Here is a 23,464-nt window from a genome sequence, read left to right as displayed (position 1 = left end):
ATCCATCTTGTGGGGTGGGCAACATGAGCGCTCTAAATATGGGACGGGTGGGGACACCCATCCCACAAGAAAATTTGGGATGTTTTTTATTTGTCAGTCCCTTAAACCAGTATTCAGCAACGCCAAACTTCTTTATTTTTAATTGGAGTGCAGCGACGATTACCTGTTGAAAGTCCCATTCGCACAAACCCCTCATTTTGGAAGACTTACCAAGATAGTTTGTAGTGGTGAAAGACGAATCTCGCAAGTCTCATTCCCAAATAACAGCAAGGACTTCGGAAACTTCTTTTCGTCTACCTCAACTTTCACAGACTCATTGATCCCCAAAGATGGACTTACCCCAGACTCCTGTAGGTTGGGGTAACGGCTTATTTTTGCCGCCTCATTCCCAGAGGAGAATCCCAGATCGCCGACATTTTCTTCTTTCTCTGGAACAGCTAATAGCGAGATATCAATCAAAGGTAAGGTAATTTTCAGTGTCGTACCTTGATGAAGTCCCGCACTCTCAAGAGTAATGCTGCCTCCCATGAGTTCGATTAAGTTTCGTGAAATCGCTAGTCCCAGTCCAGTACCTTCAAACTGGCGCGTGGTTGTGCCATTCACCATTACAAAGGGGCGAAATAGCTTGTGCTGCTGAGTGGGATCAATGCCAATACCTGTATCTTTGACAGCGACTACCACCTGAGATTTAGCACTACTAGATTGAATTTCTGTAGTAATGGTGATGCTTCCTGTGTCGGTGAACTTAGTGGCGTTGCCGATCACATTAATTAATACCTGCTTCAGTTTTCCCGCGTCTGCCTTAATTGGTATCAGTTCAGAATCTAACTCACATTTCAACTGCAAGCCCTTTTGTTGAACATTAACTGATTGCAAATTGATTACTTCTAACAATATTTGTCGGAGGTCAATAGGTGTGGAGACAACAGAAAGTTTACCTGCTTCGATTTTAGAAATGTCGAGTAAATCATTAATAATACCTAGCAAGTGAATCGTTGTTTCATCGGCACGTTTGAGAAACTCCATTTCTTCTTCCCGGTCATCACATAAGCCATCTTCGACCAGGCGAATACAGTTAATAATAATATTTAATGGGTTTCTCAATTCATGAGAAGTTGTAGCCAAAAATTGGCTTTTAATCTGGTTAGCGCTTTTTGATTCTTTCCAAGCGATTTCCAGTTCTTCTGCGCCAGCTTTCAGCCGTTCTACCATTTGGTCTAATGCTTGGGCTAGTTGATTGAATTCCCGGATTTGAAAATTGTGCGGAACTGGTTGTGCGGCGTGATGAGAGTGAATATTTAGAGCGTAGTCTCGCAATTCTTCAACAGGACGTGCCAAGTAAGGAGCTAGATATAGGGATACTACCAAACTTGCACCAATCAAACCAACTGTCAAAACGATGAGAATTAGTTTGATTTCCTCTAAACCAAAAAGCGCATTATCGACACTAGTAACAGCTAAGACTATCCATTTTTCCTGCTGCTGCTGGGTGAGTGGATTTGCAATATATGTATAGCCCGCTACTAGTTCTTTACCCTCAATAAAAGACAAATTTGTTGAATCATTTCGTCCCGCGATGGCATTTTTAATTATGCTCTTGAATTGGGAAGCATAAGGGTGCTGATTGATATTAGTTCCCACCCAGGCGGGGAATGGGTGCGCCAAAATTGTGCCATCTTCAGCAATCACTACCATAGCGCCCGTGAGCGATCCCGGCGGATTTCTGGTTTCTTGGTAAAATGCAGACTGAATACTTAAGCTGTAAACTAAATTTCTTCGCTTATTATAAACTGGTGCAGATAACACTAATTGCAGTTGATTTTGGCTGTTTCTTTTTCCAGTCATTCCTACCTTTGGCGGAAAGATTGCTTTAACATCAATTCCGTCACTAGGCAAAGGTGATCTCAATTCTCCAATTGCTTGATCCCCGCAACTACTAGCAATTATTTTTTGGTTCAGGAGATTTGTTAATTGGATACACTCAATAGTGGCTGGAAGTTGTTGCCTTAACTGCGTGAGAATTTCTTGCTCTTGTATCGGCGAACCCGACGGAATCACCGTTGTTTTACTTACAGTCAGCAAATTTGCTTTTAAGATGGCGATCGCATCTCCAATTCTCTCACCTTTACTGATGGCACTTTCTGTTAAATTTTGACGTGCAGTTCTCAATATGCTAGAACGTGCCTTATTCAAGGCAACAAGCTCGCATATCAGTAAAACTGGAACGAACAGCAACAATATTCTCGTTACTAAAATTCGACGAAAGGAAGATTGACGGGAATTAGTCATCGAGTGTCTCACTTTGCATCGGCAAACCACAACAGCAAAGATATGTAATTAGAACAGCTAGATGAGACATTTTATTAAATTATCAGAATTTTATTTTCAATGTTTAAAAATAACAAATTGCTATCATTTAAAAAGAAACTTCCTATACAAAAAGTGATGTATGCTGGATGTAAAAGCGATTTTTGTGGCATCTGAATACAGTGGTGAAATTGTAAAACAGTAGCTTGCAGGCACGGATTCTTTTGAGAATCTACAAAAATATTAAAACTATCAAATCAATTTAATGTTGCAAGATCGTCCTCATACTACAGTTGTTTTAGCAATGAGTGCAGATGGCAAGATTGCAGATTTTATGCGATCGCCCGCTCGGTTTGGCTCAAGGGTTGATAAAGCACACTTAGAAAAACAAATCGCTGCGTCTGATGCCGTTTTATTCGGTGCTGGTACTTTGAGTGCCTACGGAACAACACTTATCGTAACAGAGCCAACTCTAGTGACACATCGGGCAGAAGAATGTAAGCCTCTGCAACCACTTCATATAGTGATTACACGCTCTGCAAACCTCAATCCGGAAATTCACTTTTTTAAGCAACCAGTTAGACGCTGGCTACTCACGACAACAGAGGGGGCACTTTCATGGAAAAAACGCTTACAGACGCTTTCCTGTACTCTGGAAACCAGAGTACAGGAGCAACCTCCAGAATTTGAGCAGATTCTGGTTTTTGAAACACCAACACGAGAAATTGATATTTCCGCAGCTTTCAAACATCTAGCCACTCTACATATAACACGCTTGGTGGTCTTGGGTGGAGGTGAATTAGTCGCTTCCTTGCTGGAATTAGATTTAATTGATGAATTATGGCTAACTGTCTGCCCGCTTATTTTAGGTGGTAATACCGCACCCACACTGGTAGATGGGAAAGGATTTTTACCCGATTTGGCTCCCAAATTGCAACTCATAGAAGTTCATACAGTTGAACAAGAAGTGTTTTTACACTATCGCCTGCAACGACCAGCAGATTAGATTACGCTAAATAAGGGATTGGGGACTGGGTATTAGGTATTGGGCATGGGGCATGGGTTGTTCTCCTTATCCCCGTTGTCCCTCACTCTCTACTCCCCAGTCCCCAGTCCCCAGTCCCCAGTCCCCAATACTTCGGCTTCGCTCAGTACAAGTCCCCAGTCCCCAATACTTCGGCTTCGCTCAGTACAAGTCCCCAGTCCCCAATACTTCGGCTTCGCTCAGTACAAGTCCCCAGTCCCCAGTCCCCAATCCCCAGTCCCCCTAATAGTGGAACAACTAAAGCCTCGCTATTCTGTCGTTTGGACGAACAAAATCGCTGAAGTACCCCAAAATGCCTGGAATGCTTTGGCAATGCCACTCAAAACGCCATTTCTAGAATGGGAGTGGCTGAACAATATCGAAACCTCTCAGAGTGCTACGGCTAAAACCGGTTGGTTGCCAAATCACTTGACATTGTGGCGAGATCGAACGCTAATTGCGGCTGCGCCACTTTATCTGAAAGGACATAGTTCTGGTGAGTTTGTTTTCGATCACGAATGGGCAGAGTTAGCCGATCGCATCGGAGTTCAATATTACCCAAAATTGCTGGGAATGACACCATTTACTCCTGCCGAAGGTTATCGGTTCTTAATCGCCCCAGGGGAAGATGAGGACGAAATCACAGCGATGATGGTTCATGAAATTGACACTTTTTGCTCCAAAAATGGAATTTCTGGGTGTCATTTTCTTTATGTCGATCCCCAATGGCGGCCTACCCTGGAACGGCATGGTTTTACAACTTGGCTGCACCATAGCTATATCTGGGAAAATGCTGGCTTTAAAACTTTTGATGATTACTTGAAGGTGTTTAACGCCAATCAGCGCCGCAATATTAAGCGGGAACGCAAAGCTGTAGAAAAAGCAGGTTTGCGATTGCAACCTCTGACTGGGGATGAAATTCCTCAGTCTTTGTTTCCCTTGATGCACCAGTTCTATGCTGACACCTGTGATAAATTTGGTTGGTGGGGTAGCAAGTATCTCACACAAAGGTTTTTTGAGCAGCTACACACCGATTATCGCCATCGAGTCTTGTTTATTGCTGCATATAGCGAGGAAGATAACTCTTATCCTTTAGGAATGTCCTTTTGTTTGTTTAAAGATGACAAACTCTATGGACGCTATTGGGGGAGTTTTCAAGAAATAGATTGCTTACATTTTGATGCTTGTTATTATACGCCGATTGAGTGGGCGATCGCTAACGGCATCCAAAATTTTGACCCTGGCGCGGGCGGGCGTCACAAAAAACGCCGTGGTTTCCCTGCTATGCCCAATCACAGTTTGCACCGCTTTTACAATAATCGTTTAGGACAAATTATTCGTCCCTATATTAAGGAAGTAAATCAACTCGAACAGCAGGAGATTGAAGCGATTAATGCAGAGTTGCCATTTAGTGAGAAAAATGCTTGAGGAAAAGGAACTACTTTCGTAACAGAGTTTGCCGAATAAAGCTGAATTATTCGGCAAACAGATGCAAATTTTCCTTATTTTCAAAATTGTGAAATTAAACTGTTGGCGATCGAGACGGTATTTCTGCTATGATTCGTCAAAATTTACCGTCTTGAATGCCTCGCCGAATAATTTCTTCGTGTTGAAGTAAGTCTTTAGCAGGGCTTTTTAATTTCATTCCAAGGCGAGTATATAGTTTTTTTTATAACAATTGATGCAGCAAAAATACGCAATCTGAATATTACGTATATACTAACCTTTAAGTGTAATTTATTACAAGCTTTTAAATAAAAGTATTCACAAAAATACTAAAGATATGAATAATACTAAAGAATATAGGAATTACACTTGATATATAGTGTAAAAACCCTGATAAAAGAAATTTTCTTTTTATAATGCTTATGGATTTAATAGTTGAAAATTTAGCCGCAATTGATGATAAACTTTCCCAACGTCATATTGACCTTGATCCCGGTGGATATTTCATTATTTACTTAGATCGAGATGCTAGGTTAATTTATGCCAAGCATTTTACAAATGTGATTGACGATCGCGGTTTAGCTGTCGATCCAGAAACAGGAAAGGTAATTCCGGCGCGAGAAAAGGTAGAACGAACTCAAACGACGGCTTTTAGCGCGAGGACAGCGAAAGAACTTTGCGTCAAGATTTTTGAAGAAATTCAGCCCTCTCCTGTAACTCAATTAAATCATGCAGCTTATCTGGGTCGAGAATTTGTTCGGGCTGAGGTAGCTTTAGTCACAGAGCAAGAGTATATTCAAGATTAAAGTTAGGAGTGAGATTAAAGTTAGGAGTGAGGAGTTAAAAGTTAAGAGTTAAAAGCTAAGAGTTAGAAATTCCAAACTCCCAACTCCAAACTCCTTAACTCCTAACTCTTAACTCTGGCATTACCCATTAGATGATGGCTGATTTATCTGATAAATATAGTAAGTCGCCATTGGGATAACGGTGGCGGCAATTAACAATCCTACTACCCAAGCAGTAGCATTACCTTGGTTGGTTTCTTCTGCTTTCTTGAAGGTGCCTTCTACCTGTACATTGTCAGTTATTTTGGGTGGGCCTGGATCGGCTTGACCAGAGAGGACAGCGACAAGGCGATCGCTAGCATCTAAAAATGCCTGATTGTATTTGTTACCATTGCGTAAGGGCACACTTACTGTTTCAGTAGCGACACTCTCGGCAATAGAGTCCGTGAGCAAGGGCTTAACTTGATCCCCAGTAATAATGGCAGTACCATTGGTAACGGTATCAAGAACCAATAAAGTTTGATTAGCTTGGGCTTCTTTTGTGGGAAACCATTTTTTAAACAGTTTATTGGTGAAGCTTTCCGGTGTTTCCCCGTAGTCGAGGCGGCGAACAGTGACAATTCTGACTTCCTTATCAGTTTGCTTGGCCAAATCCTTGAAAGCGCTGCTAATTTTGCCTTCATTCAGACGGCTGATTACTTCACCTTGATCCAAAACCCAGGTGTCATTTGCTGCTGTGAGGTTGGGTATTTGATACACACCTGTAGCTAAAGCAGGTGCGGCAAACAGCGAGGCTGCTAAAATAACCGTCACCAAAGGTAGAATTAGCCGGATGAGGTGTTTTTGACTTCTAAATACTCGTTTGAGGAGCTGTTTCATCGTGTGATCCCTAAGACAGACTTGCACCAAAAATACTACATAACCACTGCAAAAATCACCTTGTTCCCGGTTTTCTACAGGATGAAATTTCTGATATTGCCAGCAGATATATATTTTACGGGATTTTTTGATTGCACAAACTTGTTTTGAGGGCGGTTACAAGGATTAACTTGTTGCTAACACTCTTACTACTTACAAGAAATACCGCCCATTTTGGGAATTAACCCAAATACTTAGGGCGGAATTTGCAAACCATCTCAAAATGATATCGTATGATCAATATTTTTGGCAGAATCTAGTAGACATAAGAATTGTTTTGACGTAGCACTGCTACCTCTGTACAAGGGTTCTGGGTAACGCATATTTAATTTCTGGAGATGTCTAGTATATTTTTTCATATCTGCAAGTAACTTTTTTTACTCTACCGATTCATGGCTGATATCTGCATTTTTCTGATATTTTGGCTAAAACTACATCAATAATATATACATGACTATAATTTTAACTAACGACGACGGCATTGATGCCCCCGGTATCCGAGCGCTGCTCAAAGCTGTAAACGGCAAAAATATTATTATCGCTGCCCCTGCTGATCATCAGTCTGGCTGTGGACATCAAGTTACTACTACTCGTGCTATCAAGCTTCAGCGACGTTCTGAAACTGAATATGCGATCGCAGGTACTCCCGCCGATTGTGTAAGAATTGCCATAACACAAATCACCACGGATGTCAAGTTTATACTTTCAGGTATCAACGCTGGAGGCAATTTAGGAGTAGATGCCTACATTTCTGGCACAGTGGCCGCCGTGCGGGAAGCCGCAATGCACGGTATTCCTGGAGTTGCCATTTCCCAGTATCGCAAAGCCAAGCAGAATTTTGATTGGGATTTAGCCGCTAAATTGACAGATGAAGTTTTAGCGGACTTACTCAAACGTCCCCTAGAACCGGGAAGCTTCTGGAATGTGAATTTGCCGCATCTGCAACCAGGAGAACCAGATCCGAATGTGGTGTTTTGCCAACCCTGTACCAAACCTTTGCCCGTGAACTATCGAATTGAAGGCGATGATTTTTATTATGTAGGCGAATATGGCAAACGCGATCGCACTCCTGGTAGCGATGTCGATGTATGTTTTTCCGGCAATATCGCGGTAACTCAGTTAAGGGTTTGACATTTAGTTAGCAGTTATCAGCAATTACGAATTACGAATTATTTGAGTCATCTAATTCTTGAATTAAGCAAATAAACCGATCTACAGTTTGTGTTAGTTGATTGAGTTTTTGTAGTGAATTATGGTGAGATTCTGTAAGAGTCTGTACCGCATCACACAACGCGACAATTTGATAGCCTTGCTGTTGCACCTGCTGTCCCTGTGCCTCAACTTGGATGCTGAGAGTCTCCAATCTTTCTGCAAGACGTTCAATTGTCTCAGTTGTAGAGAGTACTGCTTCCCCAATTTGCTCCACAATAGATTCTAGGCGATTTATTTTTACTTCGACTCCTGCTGAAATCATTTCTTTACACCCTAATTTTGAGATATTTAGTAAAATTCCTAATACCAATTGAAATAATTAATCTCAGTATAAACATTAGATAACACTGGCATGATCATAATATGTGTGATTTGTTTTTTTGATGCTTCTACCCAATGTTGTATTTAGCTACTTATAGTTGACATCCTCATCGGACTGAAGCCACGGTGATTCTGGAGTAATAAGTAATAAGTAATGAGTAATGAGTAATGAGTAAGAATATTCACTACTCATTACTTTAAAGCATTGCGTGAAGCACGTAGCTCTAAACCCATTTTTTCGGTAATTAATTGATTAAAAATTTTAATCAAAATTCTTGAATACATATCTAAAATAATTAGTCACCCCTCCTAAGATATAGTTAATAAAAATTAGCTTCAGTTTATCCAAAGTTGTGCTTCCCAAAAACTTAACCAATATTAAGTTAAATCTAGTTAAAATTGATACTTTTAATCGAGCTAAGTTTTTAGTCTAATTAAGTCCCAGTAATTATATCCTTGTTACTTGCATTTGGCTCGACAATTGACTAAACATTACTAACAAATATCTACCTAAGTGTAATTTTCGCAAACCTAGATTTAAAATTTACTTCCTTGGATTCAGTACCACCTAATTAAGACATTGGGGAGAGCTTGTAGGACTATTAATCTTATGGCTCTTGTTGGTGCGATCGCGATCAAAATTTTCAATGATTTGAAATCTGGTAAAGTTTCAGTGGTACTGAATACTAATTTCAAAAAAAAGGAGAAAAATATGCAGTTTCTCAAAATTGTTCTTGTCACTCTCGTATTGATGGTGAACCTGATAATTGCTCAACCCTCTTGGGCAGGTAAGGATTTTACCAAGGGGGCTGACTATGCTGAGGTAACTCAGGCGCTCAATCAACTTCTAACTGTTAAGGATACACCAGAGCAAGCTGGCTATACACCTGAACAGTTCCAGCAACGACTAGCACAATTGCAGTCTCAGAAAAATACCATAGAAACAGCTACAAAGCGGGCACAGTGCCGCAATGAAACTGGAAAGACGTTAGCTGTCTATGCCAATAAACCCAAAAAATCTCCAACCCAACTCTACTTCCTAGGCGCAGGAACAATCACAGATGATGATTGGGATTGCGATGGCATTTACTTACCCGCAGGTTCTCAAGTGGTTCTCAGCCCGAACGCTCAACCAGAAGAACTGACTGAAGCGATCGCCGTCAAGTTTGTTGATGGTACACAGTCTATTGCTACAACCAATCCAGCCACAGGCGCAATTGAATTGAATATTGAACCTGCCAAAGTATTCAAGGCAGGTGAGAGTAGCTGGTTGCTTCCCACTTATTCCCAAGCAGATATCGATACGCAAATTCCCACCCCACAACTCATTGACTAATCTCATCTAGATAATTCAACTTTTATGCATTTACCACATAAAAGTTGAATTAAAGTAATAGGATATGTAAAAGAAAATCTTCAACCATTGAACAATCAACTTTTAATTAAGGAAAAATTACAAGCCAAGCTTGAGAACATTCAAATCAAGAGCGATGGCTCTCCCGTTACTGATTTGGAGCTAGACAAAACATTAGCTGAAGAAATTGAACAATTGACAACGGAACTAGAGAGCGTTAATCCCAATCTCAATCCGCTTCTCTACACTACTTCTTTACTAGAGGGAGCTTGGCAGCTGCAATACTCCACAGCCAGAGAAATTCGCTCTTTAGCTTCCCTCCCATTGGGGTTAAAACTGGGTAAAGTTTATCAAGTGATTGATGTTGCAAATAAATTGTTTTTCAATTTAGCTAAAGTTAAACATTCTCTTGGAATAGTATCGGGATATGTCAAAGTTACAGCTAGCTTTGAGCCAGCTAAAGAAGATTTAGAACCTCTACAGAACAAACGCATTAACGTTTATTTTGACAAACGCTACCTATCGATTGAGAAGATTGTTGGCATTAATACCCCCCAATTAAACCCATTTAAGGTTATTCCAGCTAATAATCCTACCAGCAGAACTGCCACACTTGACATTACTTACTTAGATGAAACCTTAAGAATTGGACGTGGTGGAGATGGAAGTTTATTCATTCTTACTAAATCCCATGATTTACCTGATTTCACCGAATTTTAAATTTTGGATTTTGGCTTGAAAATAAAGATTATTTCTGGGAAGATACAAGTATATATCTAGAATATAGGAATAATATTTGATTTCTAAAAAAATCTAAGTAGTCTTGTAGGGTGTGTTAGCAGAGCGTAACGCACCATCCAAGCTTGTAGTGCTGTTAGAGGATGTTTGAAAAGTCCTCTTGTCGGTATCAAAAGTTTTAGATCCCCCTAAATCCATGCCACTTGATGCCAGTCCGCTCAAGTCGGGAAACCCGCCCACGCGGCTGGCTCCTCTACCTGGGGAGACACGCCAGATCCTCCACTTGGGGAAACCCCAAGACCGGACTGGCTCCCCTTAAAAAAGGGGGACTTTGATTCTGGTTCCCCCCTTTTTAAGGGGGGTTAGGGGGGATCTCAAGGTGCTTAAAGCCACAGGGAAACACTTTTCAAACAACCTCTTAGATGTATTTCAAAAATCAAATACTAGTCCTATAGATATTACTAATGTGAGTTTCAAATTTTCTGTTAAGCTAAAAATCTTTTAATTTGCATCCTCCAAAAAATAAATCTCTTGTGGGGTGGGCAACATGAGCGCCCTATTTGTGCAATCTTATTTGCGCGACAGCTTAATACTTCTTCCCTTTTGCCTTCTTTTATAATCACTGATTTTTTATTTGTTTAGATGTAGCTTCCATAAAGTCAGGAAAAACTTTTATTATCTGATGGATTCCCTGGCTGCCGCCTGCAATTAAACCTCCTGTCAGCAATGCATCTAAACAACGGAAAATAACTACTTGAATTCGATTATCTAAATCAATAACTACAAGCGGCTCGATTGAGCGAACACCTATTGCGCTAATTAAAAGACCGAATAAAAGGGATGTCCATAGAGCAATTATTCGCGTCTCAGATTTATAGGCTGTTCTTTGGCGCTCTTTTTCATTTATATCATCAATTTGGGGCTTGAACATTTTTAATGAGTCTTGTTGATTTTGTGTATAGTTTTGAATTATTTGCTGTTCTAAACTCATTCCTTCAGGTGGTAGTCCACTAACTTGATTGGATTCTAAAGAAGTAAATTGTTTCTGTTGGGTTTCCAGAAGTTTTATCTGTTCAGATATTCGAGCCTTTTGTTGCTGAATACTAATATCTAATTGCTCGATAAATGGGCCACGCCAAGTAGTTATAAAAACTTCTAAAGAACGCTCTAATAACAAAGAAATAAATAACTGTAATGTAAGTAACTGAATAATATCATTAACCCCAAATGGTTTTAAAACGAATGGTTTAGATGATAACCAAGTTGACAAAGTTACTACTAGAAAACTAATAATGATTAACACAATAAATAGAGGAGACTCTGGAGAAAGCTTTAGCAACGTATCTAGACTCCTGTTTAACGTCACAATATTTAACACAGCCTGGAGGTGAGAACTACACCTGCTGAGTAACTTAACAACGTTAATTTGATAGAACAGTAAGTAATACCAATTATTTGTGAAACTGCACAAAATCAAGCTTGGTGAGACAAGGGGCTTAAGCTCTTTGTTCTAAGTAGCTAGTCACAGTAATATAAATGTACTAATATAATTCCAAGCAGGGAGAGTCACACCCTGTCAAAAAAAAACAGGAGGACGGTTATTGCTTAGAGACTGATGCTACCTTAAAGCCACAATTTGATTCACCATCACCACCAATGCCAGCATACCCAAAATCGTCATCAATCCCGCAGGCATAAATTTACGTGTTTTTGCCAGCCTAAATGCAAAGAAGACGACTAAAACACCAGTAACTAACAGCGCTAAAATTGAACCCCAGCTTTGCCCTTGGAGTTGAAAATAAGCGGCAAGTATTAGTAATAGACCGCTAATGCTACCACTTAGGAGTGAAACTCTACTTGTAGCCTGAATGTAGCCAATAATGCCACCAACAATCGCTAAGATGCCGTAGGCAAAAGCAGCAATTATACTTAAATTCATTGTTAAAACCTATGTAGACTTTGACTTTACTGCCAGGGTCAGCAGACAATTTACCATAGCTATTTAGCTATATCACACACTTGATTGATGGATAATCAAACGATGTCAATGGCAAGTACTTCCTCATATACAAAGGTTCAACATCTCCAGCGCCAAGCAGCCTCACTTTTACTGTACCAATCTGTTCTGCAAGGCGAAGTGGGAATGGCATTTCTGGAACTGTTGCAAGCTATACGTTACATTAACGCCGATGCACGCGGTTGTCTCCAAGCCTACGGTATTTACTTCCACGCTTTGGCTGCTATAAATCAAAACTGGGAAGACTACTTAATTACTCAACTTCTCTTCTCTGAGAATCCTTTCACAAGACTGGCCCAACAGCGAGAATTTGAAGATTTACCCCCGGCTTTAGTAGCAGCAGTTCAGCACGATTTACAAATATTGCAAAGTCTCTATGAATGTAGCAGTGCTTCTTTAAGCGAGTGGGTACAAGGCGTTGCTAATATGCCGATTTCGCCAGTAGTGTGGTATAAAGGGCAAGAATTGGTAGGAGTAGAGACAAAGTTCGCTATATATCTACAAGAGTTAGACAATTGGGGTGATGCTGTAGAAGAGTTAGCAACTTATTATCGGCAATGTGGCTCTGGTTTATTTGCAGAATATCGCGCTTTACGCTGGCAAGGTGGCCAGTTTATCGGTATCCGGTATTCTGACCCAATTAAGCTGAGTGCGCTTGTAGGTTACGAGTCTCAAAGAGATGCTTTGCTAAAAAATACAGAGTTTTTGTTATCAGGAGAGATGGCACTGCACGTATTACTTTACGGTAGTCGCGGTTCTGGCAAATCTTCTTTGGTGAAATCTTTGTTGAATGAATATAGTAATCGCAGTCTCCGTTTGTTGGAAGTGGCAAAATCTGATTTAAAAGACTTACCAAAAATTGTGGAACATTTACGGGGTGCGTCACAAAAATTTATTATCTTTGTCGATGACCTTTCTTTTGAAGAAGATGATGATGCTTTTAAATCCCTGAAGGTAGTTTTAGAAGGTAATTTAACTGCGCGGCCTCAAAATGTAGTTGTGTACGCTACCTCTAATCGCCGTCACCTGATTCGGGAGTTTTTTGTGGATAGACCTACGCCCAAGGATAATGAGGAAGTCCATGCCTGGGATACGATGCAGGAGAAGCTTTCGTTTAGCGATCGCTTTGGTTTAACCTTAACCTTTGAACCAGCCAATCAGAAAACGTATTTAAAAATTGTACAACATCTCGCTGCCCAAGCTGAAATTAATATTACCGAAGAAGATTTGGAATTTCAAGCATTACAATGGGCAACTCGCCATAATGGTCGTTCTGGACGTACAGCACGGCAGTTTGTTGATTTTTTAAAAGCAGATTTAACACTTTTTCATGCAAATAACAATACAGACAACACTTAACATTAAAAAAATTAATCTATTTGTTATTTACAGAACAATGTTATGCACTAGTAACTCAAACTAGAGATTTCAGAACGACTATGAGAGGGGTAATGACCTTAAAAACTACTTATTCTGATAATTTAAATACCCTAAAAAGCAGCAATATGCAATCAGTAATGATCAGCAATCGATTTATACTAGTGATAGTTGCCTTTAGTGTGAGTTTTGGTCTTAGTCTTGTCCCAAGCTGGGATTTGAATAAAGCCTTTCTCACAGGTGTAATTACTGCCGCTACTATCTATACAGCAGCAGTATTCGTAGATAAGCGACGCCGAAATTATGAAATGTTTGTTTTAGGTTCTCTCCGCAAGCGAATTAAAGAGATGGAGGGATTAAAAGCTCGTGTTGTCAGAGAAATCAATCAAATCGAAGAACATCATAATTTATTATATGCTGAATCACAACAACTGCAAAATCAAGTCACAGAAAGCCGTAACCAAAGAGATAGTCTACATCGAGAATTAAGAACATTTGCCGGACAGAAGAAGCAGTTAGAAAGCGAAATCAATAGTCTGCAAACTGAAATTAATAACTTACATAAAAATCAAACAGAATTGAACAATGCTTTTTCTGTTCTCACAGCAGAAAAGCGCCGTATAGAATCGAATTGTAATGTATCTCGTGCTGAAATCACCCAGTTGCAAAGTCAAATTTCTGAACTGCAAGATGAGAAACAAGAAGTTGAAAGTAATTTAACTCTTCTAGGCAGACTCAAACCCCAATTAGAAGAAAAACTATACGAATTGCGAATTGCAATTCAAGAGCTAGAAGCTGAGACAACCCAAAAAAATCAATTGCTTGTAGAAACAAAAACTGAAAGAGAAAATATCCAAGCTATCCTGAATTATTCACAAAGCCAAATAGCAGAACAAAAAGCCGAATTACAGCAGTTACAAGGGCAAATTTCATTACTGCAAGAAGAACGAGACTCATTACAAAATCAAGTATGGGAATTACTCCAACAAGTAGAAACATTTAATCCAGAGCCTTTATCTGAAAATTCCCAAGAAGATGACATTGAATTGTTTCCTTTTTCGGAAATAATTGAAACTTCAGCCATTATTGACACTTCGGAAGTTGATACATCGGAGAATATACCCGAAGAATGGACTAATTTCCTAGAAAATCTCCCAGGATATGAGTTACAAGTATTAAAAGCGATAGTTGAACAAGATAATCCCAATGGTGCTATTAAAAAAATTGCCGAAGCAAATATCACTATGCCAAATCTATTAATCGATTCTATAAATGAACGGGCAAATGATACTATTGGAGAATTAATAATTAATACAGATTCGGAAATTCCAGAAGTTTATCAGGAGCATCTGGCGGATGTCAAAAAAATAATTGCAATATATAAACACCTCATGGCTAAAAATGCTTCGTCAAATTAAATTATTATTGCCGTCGTCACATTAGTAGTAAGGTGAATATGAACCTTATCTACGCGAACATCTCACCTTTGCAAATATACCTGGCGATTAGGAATCGCAGCTACACAAACGAAGTCCACTTGCGCGGACTTTTAGGGACTTCCAATCTATTTCTATTCTCTCTGTGTTCTCTGCGCGGCAGTCGCTCATGGGGGAAACCACGCCAGATGCTCCACTTGGGGAGACCCCAAGACCGCACTGGCTCCCCAAGACCGCGCTGCCTTGTCTCTGTGGTTCCTTTCCTTGAATAATTTATTTCTTGGAAGTCCCTAAGAATTTGAAACCCACGGAGGTGGGTTTTGTCTGTATAGCCGCTAATTATATTCGCCAAGGCTAAGGCGTATTTTACTGCGTGCTTCTGCGTTTAGAATAAAGTGAAGTGTAATACATGGCAAAGCTCAAAATCTCGAAAAAAATCTCCACTGCTTTAATCAATTCCCTTGGTGCGGGGGTAGTACCAAGAGTGGGAGTTGAATATATAGCAGTAGGGCGAGAAAAAGAACTAAAAAGCCTATTACAAAATCTCGATGATATTGCAGAGGGTGTAGCAGCATTTCGCTTCATCATTGGTAACTACGGTTCAGGTAAAAGTTTTTTATTGCAACTGCTTCGTAACCGCGCGATGGAGCAAGGTTTTGTAGTAGCTGATGCTGATTTATCCCCGGAACGCCGATTAGCAGGAAGCAACAATGAAGGTGTAGCTACCTATCGAGAATTAATGAGTCACCTAGCTACAAAAACTCGTCCTGATGGTGGTGCTTTAGTCTCAATTTTAGAAGGATGGATTAATAAAATTCAACAAGAAGTGGTTAAAGAAACTGAAATGCGTCCGAATGACGATGGTTTTGATGACCAAGTTGAATCGAAAATTAGGGAAGTAGTTCAGTATATTGAAAACTTAGTTCACGGTTTTGATTTTGGTAGCGTGATTATCGCTTATTGGCGTGGCTACCGAATGGATGATGATAATTTAAAAAATGCGGCGATGCGCTGGTTGCGGGGAGAATTTACTACTAAAGTTGAGGCAAAAGCAGCTTTAGGAGTGCGGGTAATTATTGATGATGATAGTTGGTATGATTATATAAAACTGTTTGCGAAATTTGTCGCTGAAATTGGTTATAAAGGACTGTTAATTTTAGTTGATGAAGCTGTACATTTATATCAAATATCTACCACAGTTACACGAGAAAAGAATTATAATCGACTCCTCGCAATGTTTAATGACACCATGCAGTGCAAAGCAGAACATCTTGGCATTGTTGTTGGTGGGACAACTAAATTTTTAGAAGACCCGAAACGGGGACTTTTTGCAGACCAAGCTTGGCAAAGACGCACAAAAGAAAGTCGTTTTGTTGCCCAAGCTAATGTTCAGGAACATTTAGGGCCAGTGATTCGGTTGAACCCGTTGAGTGAAGCAGAAATTTTGACGCTTTTGCAACGTTTAGCTGAGATTCATGCACTCAATTTTGGGTATGAACAGACTTTGACAAATCATGAGTTGAAGGAGTTTGTGCAAGAAATTATTAATCGCTTGGGTGCAGAAGCATTACTGACACCAGGGGAAATTGTGCGAGATTTTATGAGTGTGCTGAATATTCTTCACCAAAATCCAAGAATTGCGTTTGGTGAATTAATTCATGGTTCTAAATTTAAAGCTCCTGCTATGGATAAGGATGCAGATATGGATGAGGATGGCGCAGCAGAATTTAGTTTGTGATTAATAATGAAGACACTGAGCCAGAAGAACAAGCAGATTTAAAAATTCATCTGTTTTCAGGATTGGTTAAAATAGCTTTGGGTTGATTAGCATTAAATAAAGAAGCAGACAACAGAATAATCTGCTTGTTTGTTTGGTTTTCTCCATAATGAACCATTCCGGCAGATTCAACTAAAGAATCTCCAACTGTAAGCTGTATAGTTTTCCCTTTTTGAAGAATCAATTCTGTGCCGTTAGCTTTCGTTACTTTAGCTTCCCCTTCCACAACAGTATAAGTTAAAGTTCCCGCCTCTACTCGTTCAATCTGCATTCCCGGATGAGTATGAGTAGGGAGTTTTGTTCTTGGTGCGATGGTATAGCGTACAAGCTCAAGAATCTGCTTTTTATCTTGAGTAGGATAACCACTCGCTAAAACTTCACGGGTAACAGATTGAGTGTATGTATTGGGTGAGGAGATTTCTTGGCTCTTAACAACTACACTGCCAAAAGCTAGGATAGCTAAGGGGAGAATCAGAGACAGTTTTCTCATATTAAAAGCTTTTTGTTTGGGCAATACCTTTAATTATAGGACTAGCCTGTATATGATCCAGTGGATGAGGTGATAGTTAAACTGAAGGATTCATAAGTAACCTTAAAGCTGTTGTTACTAAAACTGAAGCTGTAGTTATCAATGTTGAAGCCGTTGTTACTACAACTGAAGGATTCATAAGTAACTTTAAGGCTGTTGTTACTAAAACTGAAGCTGTGGTAACGACAGCTTCAGTTGTGGTCATGAATATGAATTTTTGTAATCAATCTATTGCAAAGGAGTAGCGATCGCTTCAAATTGCTGCCAACAAAGGTACAATGCCCGTGGTACGTGAAAACATCCTTTCCATTTGCCACCTTTAAGGTTCAACAATACTTCTCCACGCCGATTCAGATAGCCAAACCACTCACCGTATTCTGAATCAGCAAAGTGTGACCAGGCATAATCGTGCATCTTTTGATACCATTCCCAACACACCTCACGCCCGGTTAGGCGATAACCCATTGCTAATGCAACCAAAGACTCTAGGTGAACCCACCACAGTTTTTGATCCCATTCCAATTGTTGTGGGGGATGTCCGTCTGCATCCATATAGTAATACAATCCGCCGTACTCGCTATCCCAAGCAAAATTCAGGATATTTAGCACCACATCAACGGCTTGGTTAATCGTTTTGGTGTCGTTTTTCCGACGCGCAATGTCCATTATAAACCACATAGCTTCGATACCGTGACCTGGATTAATCAGCCGTCCCTCAAAAGAATCTATGTGTGAACCTTCAGGGGTAACGTTTTCGTACATTAGTCCCCGTTCTGGGTCGAGAAAATCGGTCATCACTTCGCGGACGGTTTCAGCTAGGACATTTTCTAAGGTTTCCTTTGGCAGCAACCATTCCATTTCTAGAGTCAGGTTGGCTAAAATCATTGGTACAGCCAATGATTTCATCGGGCGTGTATGGGGATAGGTTTTATTATATTTGCCCTTGGGATTATCCTTGCGGCGTAATACGTTGTTGTAAGCCTGTATTGCCACATCCTTTGCCCATTCTTCGCCGCCAGCGAGTGCATATTGACTAAATGCCATCGCCGCAAAGCAATCAGAAAAGATGTTGTAAGGTTGAATTAGTGGTTTTCCTTCACTGGTGAGGGCAAAGTACCAATTACCATCGCTATCTCTACCATGTTGGGCGAGAAAATTAGCGCCATTGCTAGCAATTTTTAGCCAGTTTTCGCGCTTTTCTAGCTGGTTGTAAAGCATCGAAAAAGTCCACACTTGGCGGTTTTGCAGCCAGATGAATTTGTCTGTATCATAAATTTTGCCTTGGCGATCGAGGCAGGTAAAATAGCCGCCTTGCTGCCAATCGAGAGAATATTTTTCCCAAAAGGGGAGTACATCGTTGAGGAGGGCGTTTTTGTAAAGTTCCGCGTAGGCGTAGCCCGCCTTCGGCATCGCTTGAAAATTATACTCCATAAATTTCCTTCCCTTTTGTACCAAAAGCAACAGCTTAACAGTTATCATATTTTGGCTCGAACATGGAGCGTAGGCGTCAGTCTTTTACAAGATTTAGTCAGCAGCAGCTATACTTCTATCTTGTATCTTGCACCATTCTCAATAACCGTAGGGGAGCCAGTGAGGTTGTTATGAGTCAAATTAAACGAGTTGCGATCGTTGGAGGAAACCACGGTAATGAGTTAACAGGAGTACATCTAGTTAAAAGGTTTCAGCAATATCCTAATTTAATCAACAGAGCAAGTTTTGAAACTCTGGCATTACTTGGCAATCTCAAAGCTATTGAAGAAGGCAAACGATACATTGAAAAAGATTTAAATCGTTGCTTCACTAATCAAGGCTTACAAAATCCCCAACTCTCAAGTTATGAAGATACACGGGCAAAAGCAATTCACCAAATATTGCAACCGCAAAATCAGCCCTTTGTCGATGTAATTGTTGATTTGCACAGCACAACTGCCAACATGGGGTTAACTCTGATTTTTTGTGATATGCATCCTTTATTACTTCGCTTAGGTGCTTATTTAAGTTCTATTAATCCTTTGGTGAAAGTCTGTATTAATCAGGAATCTAAAGAAAATGGTTTTCTCCGTTCTTTGTGCGAATTGGGTTTTGTGATAGAAGTTGGTGCTGTGGCTCAGAATGTTTTAAACGCCGAATTATTTCAGGAAACAGAGCAGCTTATTTATGCAGTTTTAGATTATTTTGAAGGGTGCAACCAGGGGAAAATTCCGCAGACAAGCAGCCAGCTTACACTTTATAAATACATTGGAACTGTCGATTATCCTAGAAGCGATGCCGACGGCGGGCTGAGTCTAGGAGGGGAGATTCAAGCCATGATTCATCCCCAGCTTCAGTTTCGGGATTATGAACCTTTGAATCCCGGCGATCCAATGTTTGTGACTTTTGAAGGAAAAGATATTTTCTATGAGGGAGCTTCTACTGTTTATCCTATTTTTATTAATGAGGCAGCTTACTACGAGAAAGGAATTGCCATGTATTTAAGTCAAAAGCAGGAAGAAGTAGTTTAATTTATTCGCCCTTGTAACCAAGATTGCAAATCAGCTAAGGTAGTAAAATCAAGCAGTGCATCGCTCAAATCTGCGAGAACAGACAAAGATAAACCAGAAACAGAGGAGCGCATTTCCTCAGACAGTTCTCCAAGGCGCTTAGTCAATTGTCGGGAAATAGCATTAGCCATTACTTCTCGTCCTTCTTCTCGTCCTTCTGCCTTGATTTCTCGATAAACTCTAGTTTGCTGTAGTGTTATTCCTAGCATAGACTCTACCTCCGCTTGGCTCAATTGTTCAAACCTATACATCATTATCGTCGTCAGTATCTCTATTATGACGCGACTTTCTGCTGACGGTACTTCTTGGACAGTTCTTGTTAACAAATACCTTGCTTCTTCAGGTGCTTGTTCTTCCTCTAAGGTAGTTAGTACCATCAGTGCCACCCATAAAGGTAATTGGCGAATATTCCCCAATTCATCCAAATACACTCGATGGACTTGGTTACTATTGAGCAATCCCCGATGAGGGTAAATGTTACTTTGTTGGGTATTGCGAGATGGATAAATTACAACTGCTTGCCAATCGTTAAATCTGGCGCGGTTGCGGTAAAAGTATAGCGCAGATTCAGCAAATACTCTTTCATAAAGCTGTTCATCCTTTTGAAACTGTACCTCACAAAAATATACAACCCCAGGAGTCTCGCTTTCTGGTAAGAGAAATACCCCATCTATCTCAAATTTGGGTTCCTTGACAGCTACCGAATCAAATCGATAAGCATCTGCATTTGTTGGCGGATTTGTCAATAGTTCAAATAAAAGAGTGGGGGATTGTTGAAACAGTTTGTAAAAAATTGAGTCTCGACGCATGAAGCATTTTATTAAATCTGCAATACATTTAATCACATATTCTTTTACATAATCAAACGCGCAGAAACAAGATCCCCGACAACTTTTACGAAGTCGGGGATCTGCGGCTTAGTTAAGCTTAGAGTCAAGGCTGTGTTATATCGTAATTGCTGTAAAGACTCACCCCGCCAGCCGATACATAATCACTTTTCCTTTCCAATTTTCTTCTACAAATACCAAATACTCACCATTGGAACGCCGAAAAGCCCGGATACCATAGGGTATATCAATCCAGCCACTTTCGCTGCCAACTTCTGGGCCTGGTTTTAACTGTTGTACTTGTATTCCCGTCGTGGCATTGTAGACATATACCTCTGCGGTTTTAACTGTCACGGCAAATACATAATCTTTTGCCACACTGATTGCGGCTGTAGATACTTCACGTTTGCCGGTGCTGTCGTAAGGAATCACAACCCGCCATGCAGCAGTACGATTTCCTTGACTCCAATTGTCAAAACGGGCAATCTCAGATCCAGCAACTCCTGTATCGTCGCCGAAGGCGGGGTGATCTGCTGTGAAACCTGACAAATACATGGTATCTGTTTGCGGGAAATATTCCAGCCGCCGCAAGTCGTTAAATATTTTGGGAGTAGTTTGCTTTTCCATCGAACTATAGCTGTAAATGGGATTACCTTTGGCATCTATTCCCTGTAAAGGATAGCGTCGGATACTATTGCCATCTTGGGTTCGCAAAGCTTTCCAAACATCTCCTTTGCTGTCTACCCACCAACCGCCAAGATAAGGATAATCTTTGCTGCGATCGTATTCGTTCTTTTCAAAGGCACCGTTTCCATTACTATCCCGCCAAATCCATTCGCCTTGTTCTGGTTGATGGGGTGGCCAATTTCCCGCGATTGATTTTTTATCGCCATTGGTACCGACAAACATTCCGGCAGGGATGGCAATTTGGCCATCTGTGGCTGGATTGAAACGGTATATTTGCAGAAAGCTGCTATACATATCTGTGAGGAACAAAAACGGCTTCCCTTGGATGCGGCGAACAAAGGTTCCATCTGGAGATGTATGCAGTCGTGCATCTTGAGGATATTTGAAAGGATTTAAAGTGTAGCCTTTGTAAGTCCATTGCTTACCAGGAGACTTACTGTAATCCATGAGATAGTGTTCTTGTTTGGTGAATAAATCTACACCATCAGTTTTAGGATCGGCATCTGCATTATCCACGAATATCAATCCTAGCGATCGCCACAGCAGTTTACCCGATGGCGAAAATTTCCGCAAATCTGTTCCCGATTTGTTGAAACCATTGCTATTTATATAGATATTACCTGAAGCATCTGTACCAACTCCAGTAAGTCCGTAGAGTTTCAAATCTTGAACTTCACCAGAAACTCCTGCATAGATACCGCCTTTAGAACCAAAACTACCGACTTGCACCGGCTGATCTTTGATGTCATAAATCAAGATTTGCTGACGTGAACCATTTTCTGCCACTAACAGCTTACCTTGATAATTAATTGCGATCGCACTTGGTTCAACGATATCTGCAATCTGTTGGGGCAATTGCTTTCCACTTTGGGAATAATGTACAATTTTCGCAGGATTACTACCATTTTTAGTTTGAATAATCCACAGATTTTTTTGTTGATCAACTGCGATCGCTCCCGGATTAGCAAGGGTAAAGCTGCGGAGTTCTTTCATCGTATCAGTATCATAGACACGAATGCGGTTAGCAGCAAAATCACTCACATACAACTCGCTTTCCACAGTTGCTAATCCAGTGACTTCACTTTTAGTACTGGTAATCAACATACTTTTATCCCAGCCACGCCCATTCGGAAACGGCGCAGGTTTTCCCGACAAGTCATAGCGTCTAACGCTATGCCAAGTTGTTCCTTCTGGTGGGTAATCTTCATTTATCTTACCCCTCGAACCTTGAGTCATAGCAAGGTAAATATATTTACTATTTGCTGTTACAGCTATGCCACCTCCACGACTCCAGCCGTGAGTATCCCCAATAGCACCAATAACCTTACCATCTTTATATATGGCTGCTTCCATTCCCGCTTCATCCCAATGACTGTTGGTATAAACTGTGCCATCAGGGGCAACATACATTGCCTCAATATTGTTTTGTATTCGCAGATTCCCACTGCCAATAGTATTACCTATCCACGATGTTTTGTATGTAAGTTTGGGTGTTTTAGTATTGTTTTGTACTTGCAGATTTTCACTGCTAATAGTATTACTTATCGACGATGTTTTGTATGTAAGGGTGGATGCTTCAGTATTATTTTCTACTCGCAGATTTTCACTGCTAATAGTATTACTTATCGACGATGTTTTGTATGTAAGGGTGCGTGTTCCAGTTTTCGCCCAGTCTGTTGTAATTCCAAGGGTGGTAACAATGACTGCAACTGTGAGACTGAGTAAAAAGTTGAAAATTTTACTTCTTTGTAAATATCTAGTCTGAGATAATTTTTTGATGTGCTGATTGAGATTTTGACGGAGTTGTACCAACTGCGTCAGTAATTTATTTATCATATAATTTTTCAGCTTTTAATTATTTATATACAATTAGGATTTATGAAATCCGCACAAAATATAACTATTTTTAAAGTGAATAAGATACAAGCTATGTAGGGGCGCGACATCTGATGATATATGAACAAACCACAAAAGTTATTATTTACATAAACTTTATAAAAATCACATGATTATTTCAAACTCTAGCAAATATATTAAACAAGATTTTCAAGGTATTAATATTTACTTAAATCTAAATATAAATTGTAAACATTAATACAATATTCTTTATTTATCAGTGATTTTTTCCTTTCCCTGTCTACCACTTAGCTTCTTGACTGTCAGGTATAG

20 protein-coding genes are annotated in these 23,464 nt (G+C 40.1%); 10 read left to right on the top strand and 10 right to left on the bottom strand.

From position 1 onward, the window contains the following. Positions 1-192: 192 nt before the first annotated feature. On the bottom strand, positions 193-2,289 hold the full coding sequence (locus V7K50_RS22220) for a sensor histidine kinase (RefSeq protein ID WP_334963791.1): 2,097 nt from the start codon (positions 2,287-2,289) through the stop codon (positions 193-195). A 283-nt stretch (positions 2,290-2,572) separates the two neighbouring features. On the opposite strand from V7K50_RS22220, the gene V7K50_RS22215 reads away from it, so the two are divergent. The 3 genes from V7K50_RS22215 to V7K50_RS22205 all read left to right on the top strand — a co-directional run bounded on the left by V7K50_RS22215 (position 2,573) and on the right by V7K50_RS22205 (position 5,583). Then, positions 2,573-3,313, top strand: coding sequence for a RibD family protein (locus tag V7K50_RS22215; protein ID WP_334963789.1), 741 nt, complete (start codon positions 2,573-2,575; stop codon positions 3,311-3,313). Between the two features lie 264 nt (positions 3,314-3,577). Further along, a complete protein-coding gene (locus V7K50_RS22210) occupies positions 3,578-4,759 on the top strand; it encodes a GNAT family N-acetyltransferase (RefSeq protein ID WP_334963827.1) in 1,182 nt (393 codons plus the stop codon). Between the two features lie 440 nt (positions 4,760-5,199). Then, entirely contained in the window at positions 5,200-5,583 is a 384-nt protein-coding gene (locus tag V7K50_RS22205; RefSeq protein ID WP_334963787.1) for a DUF4346 domain-containing protein, read from the top strand. A gap of 120 nt (positions 5,584-5,703) precedes the next feature. On the opposite strand, the gene psb32 is transcribed toward V7K50_RS22205, so the two are convergent. Continuing rightward, positions 5,704-6,441: a photosystem II repair protein Psb32 gene (gene psb32, locus V7K50_RS22200; protein ID WP_334963785.1), complete on the bottom strand. Its 738-nt coding sequence runs from the start codon at positions 6,439-6,441 to the stop codon at positions 5,704-5,706. Positions 6,442-6,930: 489 nt separating this feature from the next. On the opposite strand from psb32, the gene surE reads away from it, so the two are divergent. After that, a complete protein-coding gene (surE, locus tag V7K50_RS22195) occupies positions 6,931-7,611 on the top strand; it encodes a 5'/3'-nucleotidase SurE (protein WP_334963783.1) in 681 nt (226 codons plus the stop codon). Between the two features lie 31 nt (positions 7,612-7,642). Here the strand turns inward: surE and V7K50_RS22190 are convergent, their stop codons facing one another. Then, the gene (locus tag V7K50_RS22190; RefSeq protein WP_334963781.1) at positions 7,643-7,954 is read right to left on the bottom strand and encodes a hypothetical protein; all 312 of its coding nucleotides are present in this window, start codon (positions 7,952-7,954) and stop codon (positions 7,643-7,645) included. A 771-nt stretch (positions 7,955-8,725) separates the two neighbouring features. On the opposite strand from V7K50_RS22190, the gene V7K50_RS22185 reads away from it, so the two are divergent. Both V7K50_RS22185 and V7K50_RS22180 read left to right on the top strand, forming a co-directional pair. Beyond that, complete coding sequence (locus V7K50_RS22185) at positions 8,726-9,349, top strand: hypothetical protein (protein WP_334963825.1); 624 nt, start codon at positions 8,726-8,728, stop codon at positions 9,347-9,349. Between the two features lie 87 nt (positions 9,350-9,436). Next, complete coding sequence (locus V7K50_RS22180) at positions 9,437-10,087, top strand: PAP/fibrillin family protein (protein ID WP_334963779.1); 651 nt, start codon at positions 9,437-9,439, stop codon at positions 10,085-10,087. Between the two features lie 637 nt (positions 10,088-10,724). Here V7K50_RS22180 and V7K50_RS22175 read toward each other — a convergent pair. Both V7K50_RS22175 and V7K50_RS22170 read right to left on the bottom strand, forming a co-directional pair. Further along, entirely contained in the window at positions 10,725-11,375 is a 651-nt protein-coding gene (locus tag V7K50_RS22175; RefSeq protein ID WP_334963777.1) for a hypothetical protein, read from the bottom strand. A 348-nt stretch (positions 11,376-11,723) separates the two neighbouring features. Beyond that, positions 11,724-12,044, bottom strand: a complete 321-nt coding sequence (locus tag V7K50_RS22170) for a TMEM14 family protein (RefSeq protein WP_334963775.1) — start codon at positions 12,042-12,044, stop codon at positions 11,724-11,726. A gap of 87 nt (positions 12,045-12,131) precedes the next feature. Here V7K50_RS22170 and V7K50_RS22165 point away from each other — a divergent pair, with 87 nt between their 5' ends. From V7K50_RS22165 to V7K50_RS22155, 3 genes are all read left to right on the top strand, one after another. Continuing rightward, positions 12,132-13,481 (top strand): ATP-binding protein, encoded by a 1,350-nt coding sequence (locus V7K50_RS22165; protein ID WP_334963773.1) that lies wholly within the window; start codon positions 12,132-12,134, stop codon positions 13,479-13,481. A 92-nt stretch (positions 13,482-13,573) separates the two neighbouring features. Continuing rightward, complete coding sequence (locus V7K50_RS22160) at positions 13,574-14,917, top strand: tellurite resistance TerB C-terminal domain-containing protein (protein ID WP_334963770.1); 1,344 nt, start codon at positions 13,574-13,576, stop codon at positions 14,915-14,917. Between the two features lie 427 nt (positions 14,918-15,344). After that, positions 15,345-16,673: an ATP-binding protein gene (locus V7K50_RS22155; RefSeq protein ID WP_334963768.1), complete on the top strand. Its 1,329-nt coding sequence runs from the start codon at positions 15,345-15,347 to the stop codon at positions 16,671-16,673. A gap of 46 nt (positions 16,674-16,719) precedes the next feature. On the opposite strand, the gene V7K50_RS22150 is transcribed toward V7K50_RS22155, so the two are convergent. The 3 genes from V7K50_RS22150 to V7K50_RS22140 all read right to left on the bottom strand — a co-directional run bounded on the left by V7K50_RS22150 (position 16,720) and on the right by V7K50_RS22140 (position 18,672). Then, positions 16,720-17,202 (bottom strand): cupin domain-containing protein, encoded by a 483-nt coding sequence (locus tag V7K50_RS22150; protein ID WP_334963766.1) that lies wholly within the window; start codon positions 17,200-17,202, stop codon positions 16,720-16,722. A 76-nt stretch (positions 17,203-17,278) separates the two neighbouring features. Next, on the bottom strand, positions 17,279-17,446 hold the full coding sequence (locus V7K50_RS22145; protein WP_334963764.1) for a hypothetical protein: 168 nt from the start codon (positions 17,444-17,446) through the stop codon (positions 17,279-17,281). 23 nt (positions 17,447-17,469) lie between these two features. Continuing rightward, complete coding sequence (locus V7K50_RS22140; RefSeq protein ID WP_334963763.1) at positions 17,470-18,672, bottom strand: AGE family epimerase/isomerase; 1,203 nt, start codon at positions 18,670-18,672, stop codon at positions 17,470-17,472. 170 nt (positions 18,673-18,842) lie between these two features. Here V7K50_RS22140 and V7K50_RS22135 point away from each other — a divergent pair, with 170 nt between their 5' ends. Further along, positions 18,843-19,742 (top strand): aspartoacylase, encoded by a 900-nt coding sequence (locus V7K50_RS22135; protein WP_334963761.1) that lies wholly within the window; start codon positions 18,843-18,845, stop codon positions 19,740-19,742. Here the strand turns inward: V7K50_RS22135 and V7K50_RS22130 are convergent. Continuing rightward, a complete protein-coding gene (locus V7K50_RS22130) occupies positions 19,739-20,590 on the bottom strand; it encodes an Rpn family recombination-promoting nuclease/putative transposase (RefSeq protein WP_334963759.1) in 852 nt (283 codons plus the stop codon). The two genes, V7K50_RS22135 and V7K50_RS22130, sit on opposite strands and share 4 nt — an antisense overlap. A 159-nt stretch (positions 20,591-20,749) precedes the next feature. Next, positions 20,750-23,131 carry a hypothetical protein gene (locus tag V7K50_RS22125; protein WP_334963757.1) on the bottom strand — a complete coding sequence of 794 codons (2,382 nt, stop codon included), beginning with the start codon at positions 23,129-23,131 and terminating at the stop codon, positions 20,750-20,752. Positions 23,132-23,464 lie beyond the last annotated feature (333 nt).

The organism is Nostoc sp., assembly GCF_036917135.1.
Classification (GTDB): domain Bacteria; phylum Cyanobacteriota; class Cyanobacteriia; order Cyanobacteriales; family Nostocaceae; genus Nostoc.
The sequence above is the reverse complement of the archived record's forward strand: the minus strand, read 5'-3'. Positions and strand labels throughout refer to the sequence as shown.

Excerpts from the sequence above, each read along its gene's own strand:
- V7K50_RS22220 (WP_334963791.1), bottom strand. The coding sequence starts at position 2,289 with ATGACTAATTCCCGTCAATCTTCCTTTCGTCGAATTTTAGTAACGAGA.
- V7K50_RS22215 (WP_334963789.1), top strand. The coding sequence starts at position 2,573 with ATGTTGCAAGATCGTCCTCATACTACAGTTGTTTTAGCAATGAGTGCA.
- V7K50_RS22205 (WP_334963787.1), top strand. The coding sequence starts at position 5,200 with ATGGATTTAATAGTTGAAAATTTAGCCGCAATTGATGATAAACTTTCC.
- psb32 (WP_334963785.1), bottom strand. The coding sequence starts at position 6,441 with ATGAAACAGCTCCTCAAACGAGTATTTAGAAGTCAAAAACACCTCATC.
- surE (WP_334963783.1), top strand. The coding sequence starts at position 6,931 with ATGACTATAATTTTAACTAACGACGACGGCATTGATGCCCCCGGTATC.
- V7K50_RS22190 (WP_334963781.1), bottom strand. The coding sequence starts at position 7,954 with ATGATTTCAGCAGGAGTCGAAGTAAAAATAAATCGCCTAGAATCTATT.
- V7K50_RS22185 (WP_334963825.1), top strand. The coding sequence starts at position 8,726 with ATGCAGTTTCTCAAAATTGTTCTTGTCACTCTCGTATTGATGGTGAAC.
- V7K50_RS22170 (WP_334963775.1), bottom strand. The coding sequence starts at position 12,044 with ATGAATTTAAGTATAATTGCTGCTTTTGCCTACGGCATCTTAGCGATT.
- V7K50_RS22165 (WP_334963773.1), top strand. The coding sequence starts at position 12,132 with ATGGATAATCAAACGATGTCAATGGCAAGTACTTCCTCATATACAAAG.
- V7K50_RS22160 (WP_334963770.1), top strand. The coding sequence starts at position 13,574 with ATGACCTTAAAAACTACTTATTCTGATAATTTAAATACCCTAAAAAGC.
- V7K50_RS22155 (WP_334963768.1), top strand. The coding sequence starts at position 15,345 with ATGGCAAAGCTCAAAATCTCGAAAAAAATCTCCACTGCTTTAATCAAT.
- V7K50_RS22150 (WP_334963766.1), bottom strand. The coding sequence starts at position 17,202 with ATGAGAAAACTGTCTCTGATTCTCCCCTTAGCTATCCTAGCTTTTGGC.
- V7K50_RS22145 (WP_334963764.1), bottom strand. The coding sequence starts at position 17,446 with ATGACCACAACTGAAGCTGTCGTTACCACAGCTTCAGTTTTAGTAACA.
- V7K50_RS22140 (WP_334963763.1), bottom strand. The coding sequence starts at position 18,672 with ATGGAGTATAATTTTCAAGCGATGCCGAAGGCGGGCTACGCCTACGCG.
- V7K50_RS22135 (WP_334963761.1), top strand. The coding sequence starts at position 18,843 with ATGAGTCAAATTAAACGAGTTGCGATCGTTGGAGGAAACCACGGTAAT.
- V7K50_RS22130 (WP_334963759.1), bottom strand. The coding sequence starts at position 20,590 with ATGCGTCGAGACTCAATTTTTTACAAACTGTTTCAACAATCCCCCACT.
- V7K50_RS22125 (WP_334963757.1), bottom strand. The coding sequence starts at position 23,131 with ATGATAAATAAATTACTGACGCAGTTGGTACAACTCCGTCAAAATCTC.